The sequence below is a fragment of the Chlorobium sp. genome, from assembly GCF_021740465.1.
GTDB lineage: Bacteria > Bacteroidota > Chlorobiia > Chlorobiales > Chlorobiaceae > Chlorobium.
This window is the reverse complement of sequence record NZ_JAIOZR010000018.1, coordinates 1-16,649: the sequence shown is the minus strand read 5'-3', so window position 1 is coordinate 16,649 and position 16,649 is coordinate 1. Positions and strand designations below refer to the sequence as shown.

16 protein-coding genes and 2 tRNA genes are annotated in these 16,649 nt (G+C 53.5%); 12 read left to right on the top strand and 6 right to left on the bottom strand.

Annotated elements, in window-relative coordinates; translation table 11 throughout:
• Position 1 precedes the first annotated feature (1 nt).
• The 3 genes from K9G39_RS08645 to K9G39_RS08635 form a co-directional block, all read right to left on the bottom strand.
• Positions 2 to 727 carry a S1/P1 nuclease gene (locus K9G39_RS08645; RefSeq protein WP_292004524.1) on the bottom strand — a complete coding sequence of 242 codons (726 nt, stop codon included), beginning with the start codon at positions 725 to 727 and terminating at the stop codon, positions 2 to 4.
• A 77-nt stretch (positions 728 to 804) separates the two neighbouring features.
• On the bottom strand, positions 805 to 1,761 hold the full coding sequence (gene nadA / locus K9G39_RS08640; protein WP_292004523.1) for a quinolinate synthase NadA: 957 nt from the start codon (positions 1,759 to 1,761) through the stop codon (positions 805 to 807).
• Positions 1,762 to 1,847: 86 nt separating this feature from the next.
• Positions 1,848 to 2,237, bottom strand: a complete 390-nt coding sequence (locus tag K9G39_RS08635; protein ID WP_292004522.1) for a co-chaperone GroES family protein — start codon at positions 2,235 to 2,237, stop codon at positions 1,848 to 1,850.
• A gap of 144 nt (positions 2,238 to 2,381) precedes the next feature.
• Between K9G39_RS08635 and mreC the strand changes: the two genes are divergently transcribed.
• The 9 genes from mreC (at position 2,382) to nadB (ending at position 11,911) form a co-directional block, all read left to right on the top strand.
• Complete coding sequence (mreC, locus tag K9G39_RS08630) at positions 2,382 to 3,242, top strand: rod shape-determining protein MreC (RefSeq protein ID WP_292004521.1); 861 nt, start codon at positions 2,382 to 2,384, stop codon at positions 3,240 to 3,242.
• Positions 3,243 to 3,245: 3 nt separating this feature from the next.
• The gene (gene mreD, locus K9G39_RS08625) at positions 3,246 to 3,737 is read left to right on the top strand and encodes a rod shape-determining protein MreD (RefSeq protein WP_292004520.1); all 492 of its coding nucleotides are present in this window, start codon (positions 3,246 to 3,248) and stop codon (positions 3,735 to 3,737) included.
• Positions 3,738 to 3,740: 3 nt separating this feature from the next.
• On the top strand, positions 3,741 to 5,684 hold the full coding sequence (gene mrdA, locus K9G39_RS08620) for a penicillin-binding protein 2 (RefSeq protein WP_292004519.1): 1,944 nt from the start codon (positions 3,741 to 3,743) through the stop codon (positions 5,682 to 5,684).
• On the top strand, positions 5,681 to 7,159 hold the full coding sequence (locus K9G39_RS08615; protein ID WP_292004518.1) for an FAD-binding oxidoreductase: 1,479 nt from the start codon (positions 5,681 to 5,683) through the stop codon (positions 7,157 to 7,159). Before mrdA ends, K9G39_RS08615 begins: the two co-directional genes overlap by 4 nt.
• Before the next feature lie 18 nt (positions 7,160 to 7,177).
• Positions 7,178 to 7,651 (top strand): SsrA-binding protein SmpB, encoded by a 474-nt coding sequence (gene smpB, locus K9G39_RS08610; protein ID WP_292004517.1) that lies wholly within the window; start codon positions 7,178 to 7,180, stop codon positions 7,649 to 7,651.
• Between the two features lie 17 nt (positions 7,652 to 7,668).
• On the top strand, positions 7,669 to 8,886 hold the full coding sequence (tyrS, locus tag K9G39_RS08605) for a tyrosine--tRNA ligase (protein ID WP_292004516.1): 1,218 nt from the start codon (positions 7,669 to 7,671) through the stop codon (positions 8,884 to 8,886).
• Between the two features lie 83 nt (positions 8,887 to 8,969).
• Entirely contained in the window at positions 8,970 to 9,515 is a 546-nt protein-coding gene (locus tag K9G39_RS08600) for an arginine decarboxylase, pyruvoyl-dependent (protein ID WP_292004515.1), read from the top strand.
• 160 nt (positions 9,516 to 9,675) lie between these two features.
• Positions 9,676 to 10,290, top strand: coding sequence for a VTT domain-containing protein (locus K9G39_RS08595; RefSeq protein ID WP_292004514.1), 615 nt, complete (start codon positions 9,676 to 9,678; stop codon positions 10,288 to 10,290).
• Positions 10,291 to 10,315: 25 nt separating this feature from the next.
• Positions 10,316 to 11,911, top strand: coding sequence for an L-aspartate oxidase (gene nadB / locus K9G39_RS08590; protein ID WP_292004513.1), 1,596 nt, complete (start codon positions 10,316 to 10,318; stop codon positions 11,909 to 11,911).
• Between the two features lie 112 nt (positions 11,912 to 12,023).
• Here nadB and K9G39_RS08585 read toward each other — a convergent pair whose 3' ends face one another.
• The 3 genes from K9G39_RS08585 to K9G39_RS08575 are packed head-to-tail and all read right to left on the bottom strand — an operon-like array spanning position 12,024 to position 14,869.
• Positions 12,024 to 12,857, bottom strand: a complete 834-nt coding sequence (locus K9G39_RS08585) for an NAD+ synthase (protein WP_292004544.1) — start codon at positions 12,855 to 12,857, stop codon at positions 12,024 to 12,026.
• Entirely contained in the window at positions 12,857 to 13,420 is a 564-nt protein-coding gene (locus K9G39_RS08580) for a hypothetical protein (protein WP_292004512.1), read from the bottom strand. The genes K9G39_RS08585 and K9G39_RS08580 overlap by 1 nt, the downstream gene beginning before the upstream one ends.
• Positions 13,421 to 13,426: 6 nt before the next feature.
• Positions 13,427 to 14,869, bottom strand: a complete 1,443-nt coding sequence (locus tag K9G39_RS08575; RefSeq protein ID WP_292004511.1) for a peptidoglycan DD-metalloendopeptidase family protein — start codon at positions 14,867 to 14,869, stop codon at positions 13,427 to 13,429.
• A 168-nt stretch (positions 14,870 to 15,037) separates the two neighbouring features.
• Between K9G39_RS08575 and murA the strand changes: the two genes are divergently transcribed.
• The 3 genes from murA to K9G39_RS08560 all read left to right on the top strand — a co-directional run bounded on the left by murA (position 15,038) and on the right by K9G39_RS08560 (position 16,587).
• Positions 15,038 to 16,312, top strand: coding sequence for a UDP-N-acetylglucosamine 1-carboxyvinyltransferase (murA, locus tag K9G39_RS08570; RefSeq protein ID WP_292004510.1), 1,275 nt, complete (start codon positions 15,038 to 15,040; stop codon positions 16,310 to 16,312).
• A gap of 86 nt (positions 16,313 to 16,398) precedes the next feature.
• Positions 16,399 to 16,472: transfer RNA gene (locus K9G39_RS08565), tRNA-Ile, on the top strand.
• A gap of 41 nt (positions 16,473 to 16,513) precedes the next feature.
• A tRNA-Glu gene (locus K9G39_RS08560) sits at positions 16,514 to 16,587 on the top strand.
• The last annotated feature ends 62 nt before the right edge of the window (positions 16,588 to 16,649 follow it).

Genomic DNA, 16,649 nt, shown 5'->3' with positions numbered 1-16,649 from the left:
ATCAGCAGGGGTTCTTTCCGACATACCGCAGGATAGCCCTGAAAAGCGACGCGCTGTGAATAACCTGCGTGTAGGTCTCGGCCTGGGTCATGTTCCGGTTCTCTTTTCTGATCTTCCGTCCGAGCCTGCGGGCAGTTTCGGCAACCCGTGCAATTTCGCGAGCAAGGTCCTCCTCGCTTTCGATACGGATATCGTAGATGCTCCGCTGGATGTAACCGATATTGTTCAGGGCGTTGCATTCGATAATGCCGTCGTTGGTACCATGCCGCTCCTTGTTGAAATCGTCGTAGACGGTATTGTGCAGCGGCATGGAGAGGTCGCCGGCATAGTGGGCACAGAAAACGAGCGGATAGTCGGCATACTTGCCGCTGGCGCTGAGCTTTTTATAGTCTCTGACGGAACCGATAATCGCCCCGTAAAGATGCCCTTCGTCATCCTCCGGTCGGTTGAAGCGCTCCACCTGTTCCATTACCATCTGCGCCGTTACTTTCCGGTCGGCGTTGTTGTTGTAGTAGTGGTTCTTCTCCTCGACAGGCCTGAACATATCCCTCGACTTCACGACATCCGGAGCAGCGGCGCTGTACCAGCGCTCGAAACCTGCCGCCTGGGCGATGGCGAGATGTGTTCTGTCGTGCCAGCCGTAGGTATCGGCGGCATTGAAAAACAGAACAAGAACGGTGGTCATGATCGACATCCCTCGGGATGTGCGGTTAAGCAGGCTTTCCATAAATGATGAGGGTTTGATGATGAAAGTGTTATGCAAAAAAAAGAGCACTGATCAGGTTCGGCTTCCCGTACGGTTTTTCATGCCGAAAGATCGAGCATACGTCGTATCGGCTTCAGGGCGGCGATTCTGAGCTTTTCGGGAAGCACAATCTCCGGCTTCCGGTTCTGCATGCACTGCACCAGCTTTTCAAGCGTGTTCTGCTTCATCTGCTTGCAGACACTGCGCGGGTTCTGCAGATCTTTCGGCGCCGGAATGAACTCTTTCAGCGGAGAACGTTTCTGCATTTCGAAAAGAATGCCCGGCTCTGTGGCCACAATGAAAGCCGATGCATCGCTCGACGCCGTAAAGTCGAGCAGCGCCTGGGTGGAGCCCACAAAGGCGGCATGGCGAAGCACCTCCTCCCTGCACTCCGGATGAGCTATCAGGAGGGCATGGGGGTGCAGCCGGCACGCATCGAGAATGTACTCCTCGGAAAACGCTTCATGCACATAGCAGTACCCCTGCCAGAGCACCATCTCCCTTTGCAGTTTTTTCATGAGGTAACCGCCGAGATTGCGGTCCGGCCCGAAAATTATTTTTTGCTCCGTTGGTATTGAGCGTATGATCCTCTCGGCGTTCGACGAGGTGCAGATAATATCGGATAGCGCTTTTATCTCTGCCGACGAATTGATATAGCTGACGGCAACAGCGCCGGGATGCTGCAGGCGGAACTGCCTGAATTCTTCCGGTGAACAGCTGTCGGCCAGTGGGCATCCGGCATATTCGTCGGGAACGAGCACCAGCTTGTCGGGATTGAGAATCTTGGCTGTCTCGGCCATGAAGTAAACACCCGCGAAAACGATCACATCGGCACCGGTTTTCTCTGCACTGCGGGCAAGGGCAAGGCTGTCGCCGACAACATCGGCAGCCTGCTGAATTTCAGGAACCGTATAGTAGTGGGCAAGCAGAACTGCGTTCAGCTCTTTTTTCAACTGCCCTACATGGAGAAGCAACTCCTCTTTGGATGGAAGCGGCTGTAGAGGTTCAGAAGTCATGATCGCGTATAATACTATGGGGTTCAGGGTCTTGCCTGCCGAGCCCCGTTACTGGAAAACATGATGCAGCCGGAAACAGCCACCGGTTATTTCAGATAATATTCAAGATCGTCGTCCTCCCTGATCAGGAGAAGGATCGCGGAGTTGGGCACAATGATGTAGCGCTCCTCCTCATACTCGATCTCGTACGAGCTGTTCTGGATAAAAATGGCCAGATCGCCGACTTTCGCCTGCAGGGGGATGTACTGGGCGCCCGAAAGCTTTTCCTTCCATGGTTCGTCGGATTCCGGAGGTGGCCCAACCGGATAGCCAGGTCCGGTCTTGATGACATAGCCACTCTGGATCCGTGCTTTTTCCTGAATGCCGGGAGGAAGGTATATGCCTGATTTTGTGCGTTCGTCGAGAGATTTCGGTTTGATTAAAACTCTGTCGCCGACAACAATAAATTTATCTGTTATATTTAAGTTTTGCACCATATGTTGACAACTTGTCATATTGACAGGGACAATGCCTGCCCTGAAACAGGAAAATGTAACAAAAATAACCACTCAGGCAAACCACGCGGGCTTGCAGGCGGCAAGAGCTAATGCCATAAGGTCTCTTAAAAGGAATTCTTGATCGTGCAGAAGTTTTTCAAATTTCTCATCAAACATAACGCCTATCTGCTCCTGCTGCTCTACTGCAGCATTGCACTCCTGCTGATCAGGTTCGAACAGGACGATATGCTCTCGAAAATACGGAGCGCGGGCACCGAGCTCCGGGCTTCGATCGATGAAAAAATATCGAGCTACGGCTACCTGTTCAATCTCCGCAGGGAAAATGAACGACTGCTGAAAATCAATGCGGAGATGCTTTCCAGAATCCTGCGCAGCGAAACGGCGCTCAGGAACCAAAAAGCACGACGTGCATTGCTGGCCGATTCCACATTCGACACCTCCGGCTACATTATTGCCAGAGTGATCGACAGGAAGTTCAGTTCAAGGGAAAACATGCTTTTGATCGATGCCGGAACAACCCATGGTATCCGGAAAGACATGACCGTGCTTACCCCCCACGGCCTTGTCGGACGGGTCGTGTTCGTATCCGAACATTACGCAAGCGTGCTGCCGCTCATACACAGTGACTTCAAGGTGAGCGTCATGTCCGACAGAAGCAATGCCCTGGGGATACTCAGCTGGAACGGCGGGGCGGAGCATCTTGCACAGATCGATCACATTCCGATAAGCAGTCCGCTCAAAAAGGGCGAACTGATGCTGACGACGGACTTCAGCACCTTCTCTCCCAGTGGCATTCCCGTAGGCCGGATTGTCCGCATAAAACCTGACAAACTGTTTTACGACATCACTATCCGGCTGGCGGTAGATTTCTCGACCCTGACCTATGTACTGGTCGCACCGGCAAAGAAAAACCCGGAAAAAATAGAGATGCTCGAGAGCGTCCTGCCCCAGGATAAACCGGCAATCATCAACCCTGTGAACTGAGCTGTGACAAAAAACCAAATCCTCCCCATCATCATCCTGCTCGCAGTCTGCCTGCTGCAGGTATTCGGCTTCTCAAAGCTGACGCTGCTTGGCGTTTCGCCCGATGCAGTTATCGTTTTTCTTGTCTTCATGTCGGTTTTTACCGGTCAGCGGCAAGGCATGACCTACGGATTTGCCGCCGGATTCGTCTGCGGAGTACTTTCAGGCAACATGGGAATCGTGCTGCTCACCAGAACGATTGAAGGATTTACAGCAGGATACTGTCATGTACCGGAAAACAGCCATGCGACCATGACCCAGAAATCCAGAATGCTTTATCTTGCCGTCGTTCTTGCTTCTTTTGCGGGAAATCTGGCATTCAGCCTTGTAGTAAATCCGCTCGGCGAACCGCTCCTCTACCGTATATTCGTCTCCGGAGCCCTGGCCTGCATGATGAATCTGCTCCTGACCGTTACCGTCTTCCGGCTGTTTCTGAGAAAAACCCTTTCCGAGTAACCAATGGATACCATTCAACGGGGAGCATCGCTGGTTACCTATGTTGTCGTCGCGGTATTTTCATTGCTGCTCGCCCGCCTCTTCTATCTGCAGGTACTGAATTTTCAGGAACTCGGCTCCATATCTTCCACCAACAGTATCCGCAGAATCTGGATACAGGCACCGCGAGGAAGGATGATCGACCGGAACGGAATTATCGTCGTGGACAATCAGCCGCTCTATTCGGTCAGGGTTATCCCTTCGGAATTCCGGAAGTCCAAAACCGGCTTTTTTGCGCGCCTGATGAACATGCCGGTCGGGGAGCTTACCGAAAAAATCCGGAAAGGAGAACGCTTCAACCGCTTTTCGGCCACAACCGTAACAAAAAACCTTAACCCGGTGATTATAGCACGGCTGAGCGAAAACCTCTGGCAGCTTCCGGGAGTGATCATCGAGGCCGACAACAAACGGAAATATACCGGATCTCTTTACGGCTCGCACCTGTTCGGTTACCAGCGGCTGATTCCGAAGGAAGATCTTGAAAAACTCTCCGAAGAGGGCTATACGCAGGAGGACAAAATCGGCTTCAGCGGCCTCGAAAAGGTCTACGAGGAGCGATTGAAAGGACAGAAAGGCGCGCGTTTCGAAATGGTCGATCCGCTCGGAAAGCTTGTCGGCAAATATGATGACGGCAACAGCGATATCCCGGCCATCCGAGGCGACGATCTCTACCTGCACATCGATGCCGGCTTGCAGCAGCTTGCCGAGGAACTGATCCGGAAAACCGGAAAATCCGGCGCCGTCGTCGCCATTGACCCCTCAAACGGGGGCATACTGGCGCTGGTAAGCGCCCCTGATTACGATCTTGAGATTTTCAACGGATCGACCAAGCCCGACGGATGGCGAAACATCATCAACAATCCGCAGAAGCCACTCTTCAACCGCACACTGCAGGCGGTCTACCCGCCGGGCTCCATCTACAAGATGGTGCTTGCCATGGCGGCGCTTGAAGAGGAAAAAGTCGACCCGGATGCAAAATTTCTCGACAGGGGCAGCTTTACCTTCGGAAAAAGAAGATTCCAGAATCATGCAGGACACGCTCTGGGCGCGATCGATATGAAAAAAGCCATCATTCAATCGAGCAATGTGTACTTCTTCAATCTGATGTTCAAAACCGGCTTTGAAAACTGGACGCATTACGGTCGGATGTTCGGGTTCGGTGAAGAGACAGGCATCGACATGCCCGGTGAACGTTCGGGAATACTGCCATCGGCCGATTATTTCAACCGGCGCTACGGCCGCGACAAATGGACCAAAGGATACCTTATCAGCCTTGCCATCGGCCAGGGTGAACTCGGCGCTACGCCGGTGCAGCTGGCCGCCTATACCGCAGCAATCGCCAACAGCGGAACCTGGTATCAGCCGCATCTGGTCAAAGGATACCGCGATACGGCTACAGGAAGGTATATCGCTCTTCCGCACAGAAAACGAACCCTCCCGGTATCGGAGAAAAATATCGCCTATATCCGTGAAGCCATGCGCGGTGTTGTGCTTCAGGGAACAGGAACAATGGCCAATATTGCGGATATTCCGGTAGCCGGAAAAACCGGAACTGCACAGAACCCGCACGGTCTCGACCATGCATGGTTCATCGCCTTCGCTCCGGTTGACAACCCTAAAATCGCCGTCACGGTGCTTGTCGAAAATGCGGGATTCGGCGGTTCCATTTCAGCACCGATCGCTCGTGAGCTGATCCGGTACTATGTGAAGGGCGATAAAAAACTGAAGCCCTCTTCAGCACACTCAGGTTCGCAGAAAACCTCGGCTCCTGAGCTTAAAGCGGACAGTCTGCGGCCTGCGACCGAAAACCCCGTCCCTGCTGATGCTGCCACTGAAACACCCTGGGAGGCGCCTGCGGAAGAAAACCGTGAAGCAGCTGGTGGAGAAGAAAACGGCAGCGAACCATGATCTACAAAAGCGACCCTGCATCCATAGAGGTATTTCTCACCGATACAAGCAACCTGAAAACAGGAAGAACTCCCGGGGTCTATTTTCCCGAAACCGCTGAAGAAACAGCGGAACTGCTCCGTTCGGCGACAGAGGGCGGAAAACGCTTTACCATTGCGGGAAACGGCACCGGAACCACAGGCGGCCGCATACCGGAAGGAGACTACGTAATCTCCATGCAGAAACTCGATGCGATCGGCGAACCGATGCATTTGTCGGAAAACCAGGCGACCCTCACCGTACAGGCCGGCGCCCTGCTTGAAAACGTTCAGCGCATGGTCGAGCAGGCCGGCTGGTTCTACCCTCCCGATCCTACCGAGGGTCTCTGTTTTATCGGCAGCACTATCGCCAACAACTCCTCAGGCGCACGAACCTTCAGGTATGGCCCGACACGGGAGCATATTCTTCGAATTCTTGTTGCGCTGCCGGAGGGCGACCTGCTCGATATACCGCGGGGAAAATATCTTGCCGATGAAAACGACCTGTTCCGTATCGAGCTGCCTCTTGCCGGAACGCTCTCGTTCCTGAGGCCGCAGTACCGCATGCCGGAAACGAGCAAGCACAACGCCGGCTACTTTTCTAAAGCCGGCATGGATCTGATCGATCTCTTCATCGGAAGCGAAGGCACTCTCGGCATCATTCTTGAGGCGGACCTGAAACTCATACCCTTTCCACGGCATCTCTTTTCATGCCTGGTATACTTCAACACCCTGGACGACCTGTTCAGCTTCACCGCAAGGGCAAAATCCGCTGAAGGAGGCGTAACTCCCAGGGTGCTCGAGTTTTTCGACGGCAACTCTCTCGACTTTCTCCGGAAGGAGTATCCCGACATTCCCCGGGAAGCAGCCGGTGCGGTTTTCTTTGAACAGGAAACCACACCTGAAAGCGAGGAGAGTGATCTGGAGCTTTGGCTTGAACTCATGGAATCATCGGGAGCCCTCGTCGATCTGACCTGGATTGCCCTGGACCGCGAGGAACAGCGGAGGCTGACCGCGTTCCGCCATGCCCTTCCGCTTCTGGTCAACGAATGGCTGAACCGCCAAGAGGAAAGCAAAATCAGCACCGATATGGCGGTGCCGGACCGTTCATTCCGTGAGCTGTTCGATTTTTACGACTCTTCGTGCCGGAAAAACAGCTTTACCTTTATTATCTTCGGCCATATCGGCAACTCGCACGTGCACCTGAACATCCTGCCCCGCAACCGGGAGGAGTTTCTGCGGGCCAAGTCGCTCTACCGGGAGTTTGTCGAAAAAGCCATCGCACTCGGCGGAACGCTGTCGGCCGAACACGGCATCGGCAAGCTGAAATCACCATATCTTGCCGCCATGTATGGCGAAAGCGGCATCAGGGAGATGGTCCGCATAAAAAAATGCTTCGACCCGAATCTGGTGCTCAATATCGGGAACCTGATACCGGAATCATATCTTGCAACCTGAAAAACACTGAGAAAAGAGTTGGCGAAAAAAACAGACAAACCGCAGTATGTACAGTCGATACAGAACCGGAAGGCCCGTTACGAGTTTCATATTCTCGAAACGGTGGTTGCCGGTATCGAACTGCTGGGCAGCGAGGTGAAATCGGTGCGGCTCGGCAAGGCGAGTCTCAACGAGAGCTTCGCGATCATCCACCATGGCGAGGTCTGGCTCGAAAACATGCAGATTACCCCCTACGAGCACAACACCCTCGACAAGCTCGAACCGAAACGAAGCCGCCGCCTGCTCCTGCACCGCGAAGAGATTCGCAAACTCCAGTCGAAAATCAGCGAAAAGGGGTTGACCCTCATTCCCCTCAAGGCATTTTTCACCGACCGGGGAATCCTGAAAATCGAAATCGCGCTGGCCAAAGGCAAAAAACTCTATGACAAGCGCGAAACCATCAAGGCCAGAGACAGCGAGCGCCAGCTGCAGCAGATAAAAAAATCCTATTAAGCAAAACAAGAAAATTCATGCGCTTTCCAACCGTACAGGAACAGCTTGATATTATCGTCGGCAATGTCGTTGAAATCATCAGTACCGAAGAGCTCGAAAAAAAGCTGCTGCACAGCCTGCAGACGGGCAAACCGCTGAAAATCAAGCTCGGCGCCGATCCGTCGCGGCCCGACTTGCACCTCGGGCACTCCGTGGTGCTCCGCAAGCTCCGCGAGTTCCAGGATCTCGGCCACGAGGCGATCCTCATTATCGGCGACTTCACCGCCATGATCGGCGACCCTTCGGGCAAAAGCAAAACCCGTCCGCAACTCTCGGCCGAAGAGGCCAGGGAAAACGGCAAAAGCTACTTCGAACAAGCCTCGAAAATCCTCGACGCCCGAAAAACCACCATCTGCTACAACTCCGACTGGCTTGGAAAGATGACTTTTTCTGATGTCATAAGACTTTCCAGCCATTACACGGTTGCGCGGATGCTCGAGCGCGACGATTTCGAACGCCGCTACCGGTCAAGAGAACCGATCTCCATTCACGAGTTTCTTTACCCGCTCGCCCAGGGAATGGACTCGGTGCATCTGAAAAACGATGTCGAACTCGGAGGTACCGACCAGAAATTCAACCTGCTGGTGGGCCGGGACCTGCAGCGGGAATACGGCATCGCGCCGCAGGTCTGCATAACCATGGAGCTCCTTGTCGGCACCGACGGAAAGGAAAAAATGTCGAAATCGCTCGGCAACGCCATCTGCTTCAATGATACGCCCAACGACATGTACGGCAGGGCGCTCTCCATCCCGGACAGTCTGATCGAAACCTACTGCCGGCTGCTGGTACCGCAGAAATCGCAACCCCTTGCCGAAGTACTCGAAGACCTTACCAGCAATCCGAGGGAAGCAAAACGCGCCCTGGCCAGGGAAATCGTCGCCCAGTACTACTCTCTGACGGCCGCAGGTGAAGCCGAAGAGCATTTCGACCGGGTCTTCGTGCAGAAAAAAGCCCCGGACAACATCGAACTCTTCCTCTTCGACGAACCGTCTTTTCCCGTGATCGACCTCCTGATAAGGCTCGGTGCGGCACCCTCGAAAAGCGAGGCTCGCAGGATGATACAACAGAACGCCGTAGCGTTGGATGAAGAAAAAATCACCGATACCAATGCACTTGTTCCACTCGACGACGAGCCGAAAACCATCAGGGCGGGCAAAAGAAAGTTTTATAAAGTAGCCACGAAAAAAACGTTTTGAATGCCATAGCTTTTTCCTATAATTGATCAACTCGTCACAGCGAGTGTAACTATTCACACACTAACTCATCCGGAGGAACGGCCTTGTCATTCGTCCCGAAAAAAGTATTCTTCACCAAAGGTGTCGGAAGACACAAAGAGTATCTCTCATCTTTCGAACTTGCGCTCAGGGATGCCAAAATCGAAAAATGCAACCTCGTTACCGTTTCAAGTATTTTTCCGCCCAAATGTCAGCGCATCAGCGTCGAGGAGGGACTGAAGCTGCTCTCCCCCGGTCAGATAACCTTTGCCGTCATGGCACGCAACTCGACCAATGAGTACAATCGCCTTATCGCCTCCTCGGTCGGCGTAGCCATACCTGCCGACGACACACAGTACGGCTATCTTTCGGAACACCACCCCTTCGGCGAATCCGACGAACAGTCGGGCGAGTATGCAGAGGACCTTGCAGCAACGATGCTGGCCACAACCCTCGGTATAGAATTCGATCCGAACAAGGACTGGGACGAACGTGAAGGCATCTACAAGATGAGCGGCAAAATCATCAACTCCTATAATATCACACAGTCGGCTGAAGGGGAAAACGGTCTCTGGACGACCGTCATCTCCTGTGCAGTACTTTTGCCCTGAGCAGTAACAGCACCATCCGGAAGCCCTCTATCGGCGAAGCTCTCATGAAGCAGGGCGGTTCTCAAAATCTGCGACGGGGAATATGGTTTAGACGCCTGTTCCCCGTCGCCTGTTTCATGAGCCTGAGCTTTCTGCCAACTCCGTATCCATCTGTTCGCCTATGCTGCTCCTCGCTTCCCTGCAAAATATCCGCACCCTCGACGAGCTCATTCTCTGGGGTGGTTATCTTCTGCTTTTTGCCGTCATTTTTGCCGAAACCGGGCTGTTCGCGGGATTCTTTCTGCCCGGAGACTCCCTCCTGATTACCGCCGGGCTTATCGCAGCAACCGGGGGCCTCGATATTACCCTGGTGATTGCAACCCTTGCCGCCGGTGCGGTTCTGGGCGACTCGACCGGTTACCTGATCGGAAAACAGCTCCAGAAAACCCTGTTTACCCGGCAGGAGACGCTGTTTTTCCACCGGGAGCATCTCATGAAAACCGAAGCCTTTTACCGTAAACACGGGGCTAAAACCGTTTTCCTTGCACGATTCGTGCCCATCGTCCGAAGTTTTGCGGCAACGCTCGCCGGAGTGGCCGCAATGCCCTACCGGGTGTTTCTTTTTTACAGCGTATCCGGAGCCGTGCTCTGGGTGCTTTGTTTCACGCTTGCAGGTTATTATATAGCAAGTATGTTCCCTGAAGCCGTCAGCTACCTGCACATCGTCATCATGATCGGCATCGTGCTGATCGTGCTTAGTGCTCTCCGGCACCTCAGACCTGGAAAACATTCATGAACAACTACCCGGGGGATAATATTTTATGACTGAAGCGATCCATACCGATATTCTGGTTATAGGAAGTGGCATAGGCGGTCTCTATTTCGCTGTCCACATGGCCGACCATGCAACAGTCACCATCATCACCAAAAAGGAGAGCTCCACCTCGAACACCAACTGGGCGCAGGGTGGCATTGCAGCCACCATCGACAGCAGCGACAAGGCCGAACTGCACATCGAGGATACGCTCAACGCAGGTGCCGGGCTCTGCAACCGGGATATGGTCGCCATCATGGTCGAAGAGGGGCCCCGGCACATCAAACGCCTTACGGAACTTGGTGTTCAGTTTACGACATCCGACCACGACCATCTCCACCTCGGCAAGGAGGGCGGGCACTCCCGCAGCAGAATCGTGCACGCCCAGGACTCCACCGGACGTGAAGTTGAAAACGCCCTGCTGGATCGCGTGAACAGCCATCCGAACATCACGCTGCTCGAGCACCACTTCGCAATCGAACTGCTCACCGAACACCATCTGGGCATCAAGACCAACGACATCACCTGTTACGGTGCCTATGTGCTCGACTCGATGCAGCGCAAACCGAAAAAAATCCTCGCAAAGATCACCATGCTTGCTTCGGGAGGGCTCGGCCATGTCTACAAGCACACCACCAACCCCGATATAGCAACCGGTGACGGCGTCGCCATGGCCTACCGAGCGGGAGCGGAAACAGCCAATATGGAGTTCATCCAGTTTCATCCCACCTCGCTCTTCCATCCAAAAGCGAAATCGTTTCTGATATCGGAAGCCGTCAGGGGGTTTGGAGGTATTCTGAAGCTGAAAAACGGGCAGGAGTTCATGCACAAGTACGATAAACGCCAGAACCTCGCCCCGAGAGATATTGTAGCAAGAGCCATCGACTCCGAAATCAAAAAATCGGGAGATGAGTGCGTCTTTCTTGATGTCACCCACATCGATGCGGCAAAAACCAGGGAACACTTTCCCAATATCTACGAAACCTGTCTGAAGTACGGTATCGACATGACCAGAGAGATGATCCCTGTTGTTCCGGCCGCACACTATTCATGCGGCGGCATCCGTACCGACGACATGGGCAGGACAACCCTCAACCGCCTCTACGCGTGCGGGGAAACCGGCTGCACCGGCGTACACGGAGCGAACCGGCTTGCAAGCAACTCGCTGCTCGAGGCACTGGTCTTTGCATGGCGTTCGTTCACCGATATCCGCCGGCAGCTTCCGCTCCTGCAGAACGACACGGTTTTTCCCGACTGGGACGACAGCGGAACCGTCAACCCCGAAGAGTGGATTCTGGTATCGCACAACAAGCGCGAGGCACAGGAAGTAATGAACGATTATGTGGGCATTGTGCGCAGCGACCTGCGCCTGCAGAGGGCAAAACGGAGAATCGATTTCCTGAAGGATGAAACCGAAGCCTATTACAAAAAAACAAAAATCACCACGCAGATTCTCGAACTGCGCAATATCATCAAGGTCGCAAGCCTAATCATCGAAGGCGCCATCAAGCGACGCGAATCAAGGGGGCTGCACTATACGACCGACTACCCACAGCGGGACGACAAGCATTTCCTCATCGACACGGTGCTGCGGTCGTTCTGAAGAGAGTATTCAGTAGACAGTATTCGGTAGCCAGGAAACAGAACTCAATCGAAATTCCCCGTATTTCTGTTTTTTTCAGACTACTGTCTACCGGCTACTGACTCCTTCCCTCCTACTTTACCTCCTGCCAGTCCCTCGCGTAGCGGAAATCGATACCGGGGGTTCGACTGGAGATCTTTGCGATGACCGGCATCATTCTCTTGTACTGGTTTCGCACCACCATGCTTCTGACCCGGTCATAAAAAGCCTCATCCACCCCTTCGGCAAGAATTGAGGGGCGGTCCATACGTTTTTCAAGCATCATATAGAGCAGAGCGTCAACATCTTCATAGGAAAATCCCAGATCGGCTTCGTCACTCTGTCCTTCCCACAGATCGGCGGAAGGCTCCTTTTCGACAAGCGGCTCGGGAATGCCGAGATGACGGGCAAGACCTCGCAATTGGGTTTTATAGAGATCACCAAGAGGATTGACTGCCGAAGCCATGTCGCCGAACAGGGTGCCGTAGCCAAGCAGCAGTTCTGTTTTATTGCTGGTGCCGACGACAAGACTCCCGTCTCTTGCAGAAATGTCGTACAGATAGACCATTCTGGTACGCGACATGATATTGCCCCTTCTCATGCGCTGCTCCTCGGGAACGGAGCGGACAAACGCATCGACGGCGGAAGAAATATCGACAATTTCCGAACGAATGCCGAGCCTCGAAACCATCAAACCGGCATGTTCCACGCTTTCGGAACTGCTTGAACGATAGGGCATCAAGAGGGCAAGCACCTGCTGCGGCCCGAATGTTCGAGCGGCAAGCTCGGCCGCCACGGCCGAATCGATACCTCCGGAAAGTCCGATCACAACAGAACGGAAACCGAATTTCTGAATTTCATTCAGGAGAAAAGCCTTGAGCAGATCCTCGACAATCCCGTAATCGAGATGTAAATCCCTTGCGTGCATCATACCGGAAACCCCTTGAATAAACGAAACATACCTTTTTCAAGCAGAAAAACCGCCGCTGAAACCGCAACAAGCAGAATCGAGGAGTTGCGCAAGGCACTTCCGGCAGGCGGCGCTTTTCGCTCAAGCAGCAGAAAAAAGCCGCAGCGCCAGAGCAGCATAGCATAAACGATTGCCGCGGCGGAAAAAAGCCAGTTCCAGCCGTCGATGAAACAGAGCGGCTCGACAAGCCAGAGCGGGGTAAGCGAAAAGCCGGTCAGAGCTGTAACGCTCTCTTCGATATCGTTGCGGTTCTCCCTGTCAAGCAGTCGCATGGTTCCGCCGGCCAGAAGATAAATCGCGGCCATATCGGCCAGAAAACTCGCTATGGCCGTAATCATGGCCTGGCGGGGAGTGCCGATAACGGGAAATTTCACCAGCTGCACCATCGCAATGACCGGCACGGAGTACTCTTTGAGCACATTGGCGCCTATGCCCGGCGCACCGGCCCGAAAATCCGTCCAGAATTTCCGGCAGGAAAACAGTACCGCCCAAATTGTCAGGAATAGTTTTTTTACATCCATTCGATACTATCTTCTGAGCCATCTTTCAGGGTTCTGCTTCACTTTCCCCTTCCAGATTTCAAAATGGACAACCGATCCGCCTTCAGGCATTTTTCCTGAAATACCGATCAGCTGCTGGGATTTGATGATGTCGTTTTTCGCCACATTCAGGCCGCCGAGATTTGCATAGACCGTCAGGTATGAATTGGGATGGCGGATAATGACAATATTGCCGAACGTCGGAAGATAGGCTATCTGAACCACTTTTCCGCCTGATACGGCCCGTACGGGCGTACCTGCCGGCACGGATATGTCGATACCGTTGTTTGTGGTTACGATTTTCAGATCCCGGTCCTGCGAGGTTCCGAATTTCTGGGAAACCACCCCGCCCCTGACCGGCCAGGGCAGTGAACCATATGCCTTGTCGAAATCGGCGGAGACACTCTCAAGGTCTTTCGAAGAGTAATCGGGAACAATGGTAACCTCTTTTCTGGACGCATAGGTTTTCTGTTTTGCCTTCACCCGGGCAGGCGTTTTTTTGCCGCTGCCGGAAGGCCCTTCGGCTTCAGGCTTTTTCTGCGACATCTGACGCTGCTCTTCAAGCCTCCTGGCTTCGAGACGGCGGGCTTCAAGCTGCTGCTGGCGACGCGCAGTCTCGGCAGCTACCGCCTTCTGCTCCGCCATGACCAGGCTCTGTATTTTTGACTGCAGTTGCTGCCGTTTCTGTTTTACGGTGTTGAGCTGCGCCGTATACTGCTGCTTGTCTTTTTTCAGCTGCACAAGCGCAACCTCTTTTTCCTTGCGGTTTCGGGCATAATTTTTCAGCTGTCGCTCCTGCTCAAGAACGAGTGCGGCTTTTTCCCGGTAGCGCTGCTGCAGCGCCGCACGGTTATTTTCAAGCCGGGCCGCGCTTTTCTGCAGCTTGTCTACATCTCCGCCGACCGCTCTGGAGAAAAAGCCCATATACTTCGACCTGACCAGGGCATCGTTGACCGACTCCGAGGCGAACAGCTGTTCGGCTTCCCTGTTACGGCCATATTTGTATACGGAAACTGCAGTACGGCGAAAACCATCCGAAAGCCGGGCGTGCGTCCGCCTGTTTACACTCAGTTCATTGCCAAGACTGTCGATATCCCCGTCGAGCGTGGCAAGGTAGGTCTGGTTCTCGCTGATCAGCTTTTCGGTAACCAGTATCTGCCGGCGTATGTTTTCGAGCGTTTTCAGCGACTGTTTCTCCTTGTTTGACGCTGCATTGAGTTTCGACTGGTACAGGCGAAGCTCCTGCTGCAGGCGTTTCAGGGTCTTTTCAACCGATTGGCGCTCCCTTTTGATCCTCTGTATCTCGGTATTGACAACCGGCGCAGAAAAGGCTGCTGTGAAAGAGGGAAGCGACAGAAAAAACAGAAGCAGAAAACAGACAAGACTTTGCGGACAGCGTACTCTTGGTAACGGGGATTCAGGAGTCATCATGAACATAACATGCTTTCCGGCATTTGTGTAAAAGAGCACACCTTTTCGGCGTGCAGTTTAAAGGTAAATCATAATTTTTTTCTTCTGAACAAAGGCACCGGTGTTTTTTTCTGTTTTTTTTGAATCGAAATAAGTAAATATGAGTTTTTTCATTACTCAACAGTACCCATGGACAAGCTTGTCATAAAGGGCGGAAAACGTTTAACTGGCACAGTAACCGCTTCAGGATCGAAAAATTCGTCACTTCCGGTCATTGCCGCAACCCTGCTGAGCAGCGAGGGGTGCTGTACGCTGCACAGAATTCCCGATCTGCAGGACATCCGGACCTTCACCCAGCTGATCAACCATCTCGGTGCGGAAACATCGTTCTCAGGCAATACCCTGACCGTTGCAACAGGAAAAATCGAAAGCGTCCTGGCACCCTATGAGCTTGTCAAAAAAATGCGGGCCTCCATCTACGTGCTCGGACCGCTGCTCGCCCGATTCGGTGAGGCGAGAGTCTCCCTGCCAGGGGGATGCGCTTTCGGGCCGAGGCCGATCGACCTGCATCTGATGGCCATGGAAAAACTCGGGGCCGAAATCTCCATAGAAACCGGCTTCATCACGGCAAAAGCCCCGGGAGGAAAACTCAAGGGAGCCCATATCGACTTCCCGATCTCTTCGGTCGGGGCAACCGGGAACGCCATGATGGCGGCCGTGCTTGCCGAAGGCACCACCACCCTGACCAACGCCGCTGCGGAACCAGAAATCGTGACGCTCTGCCGCTTTCTCTCGGCAATGGGAGCCAATATCACCGGAACAGGAAGCACCGAACTGGTTATCGAAGGCGTCGAGTCTCTCGCGGCGGTGGAGTTCACCAACGTATTCGACAGAATCGAAGCCGGCACCCTGCTTGCAGCTGCCGCCATCACCGGAGGCGAAATCACCATCGAAGGAGTTGAAGCCGATCAGCTCAAATCCGTTCTGAAAAAATTCGTCCATGCCGGCTGCAACGTCTCGCACACGGAGGACTCAATCACGCTCATAAGCCCTGATAAACTTGCGGCAACCGACGTCACAGCAAAACCCTATCCTTCGTTCCCTACAGACATGCAGGCCCAATGGACTGCGCTCATGACCCAGGCCGAGGGCACAAGCCGTATTACCGACAAGGTCTATCACGAACGGTTCAATCACATCCCCGAACTCAACCGTCTCGGAGCGCACATCGAGATCAGGAAAAACCAGGCTGTCGTCCACGGCACCCGGAAGCTGTCCGGAACGAAGGTCATGTCGACCGATCTGAGGGCCTCAGCCTGTCTGGTGCTTGCCGGACTGGTTGCAGAAGGCGTTACCGAAGTGCTGCGCGTCTACCACCTCGATCGGGGATATGAAAAAATCGAAACGAAGCTCGCCGCTCTCGGAGCCGATATTACAAGGGAACAATACAAGGAGTTTTCCTGATCGCAAAAAACCTTTGAAAGAAATATTATTGTTTTGCGAATTCGAAGCCAAAAGTTATATTAACAGCCTCTAAAGCGAAGGTTTGAGGGCCCTTAGCTCAGTTGGTCAGAGCAAGCGACTCATAATCGCTGGGTCGTAGGTTCAAGTCCTACAGGGCCCACTGAGAAAGGCAGATCGTTCTTTAGCATCACACAGTAACATGGCGTGTTCGTCTAGTGGCCCAGGACATCGCCCTCTCAAGGCGAAGATCACGGGTTCGAATCCCGTACACGCTACACTGTTGCACCCGTAGCTCAACTGGATAGAGTATCTGACTACGAATCAGACGGTTAGAGGT

Bases quoted from the DNA above. Each gene is read 5' to 3' on its own strand.
- nadA (WP_292004523.1), bottom strand. From the start codon at position 1,761: ATGACTTCTGAACCTCTACAGCCGCTTCCATCCAAAGAGGAGTTGCTT.
- K9G39_RS08575 (WP_292004511.1), bottom strand. From the start codon at position 14,869: ATGATGACTCCTGAATCCCCGTTACCAAGAGTACGCTGTCCGCAAAGT.
- K9G39_RS08635 (WP_292004522.1), bottom strand. From the start codon at position 2,237: ATGGTGCAAAACTTAAATATAACAGATAAATTTATTGTTGTCGGCGAC.
- K9G39_RS08645 (WP_292004524.1), bottom strand. From the start codon at position 727: ATGGAAAGCCTGCTTAACCGCACATCCCGAGGGATGTCGATCATGACC.
- K9G39_RS08615 (WP_292004518.1), top strand. From the start codon at position 5,681: ATGATCTACAAAAGCGACCCTGCATCCATAGAGGTATTTCTCACCGAT.
- K9G39_RS08585 (WP_292004544.1), bottom strand. From the start codon at position 12,857: ATGCACGCAAGGGATTTACATCTCGATTACGGGATTGTCGAGGATCTG.
- mrdA (WP_292004519.1), top strand. From the start codon at position 3,741: ATGGATACCATTCAACGGGGAGCATCGCTGGTTACCTATGTTGTCGTC.
- tyrS (WP_292004516.1), top strand. From the start codon at position 7,669: ATGCGCTTTCCAACCGTACAGGAACAGCTTGATATTATCGTCGGCAAT.
- murA (WP_292004510.1), top strand. From the start codon at position 15,038: ATGGACAAGCTTGTCATAAAGGGCGGAAAACGTTTAACTGGCACAGTA.
- nadB (WP_292004513.1), top strand. From the start codon at position 10,316: ATGACTGAAGCGATCCATACCGATATTCTGGTTATAGGAAGTGGCATA.
- K9G39_RS08595 (WP_292004514.1), top strand. From the start codon at position 9,676: ATGCTGCTCCTCGCTTCCCTGCAAAATATCCGCACCCTCGACGAGCTC.
- K9G39_RS08580 (WP_292004512.1), bottom strand. From the start codon at position 13,420: ATGGATGTAAAAAAACTATTCCTGACAATTTGGGCGGTACTGTTTTCC.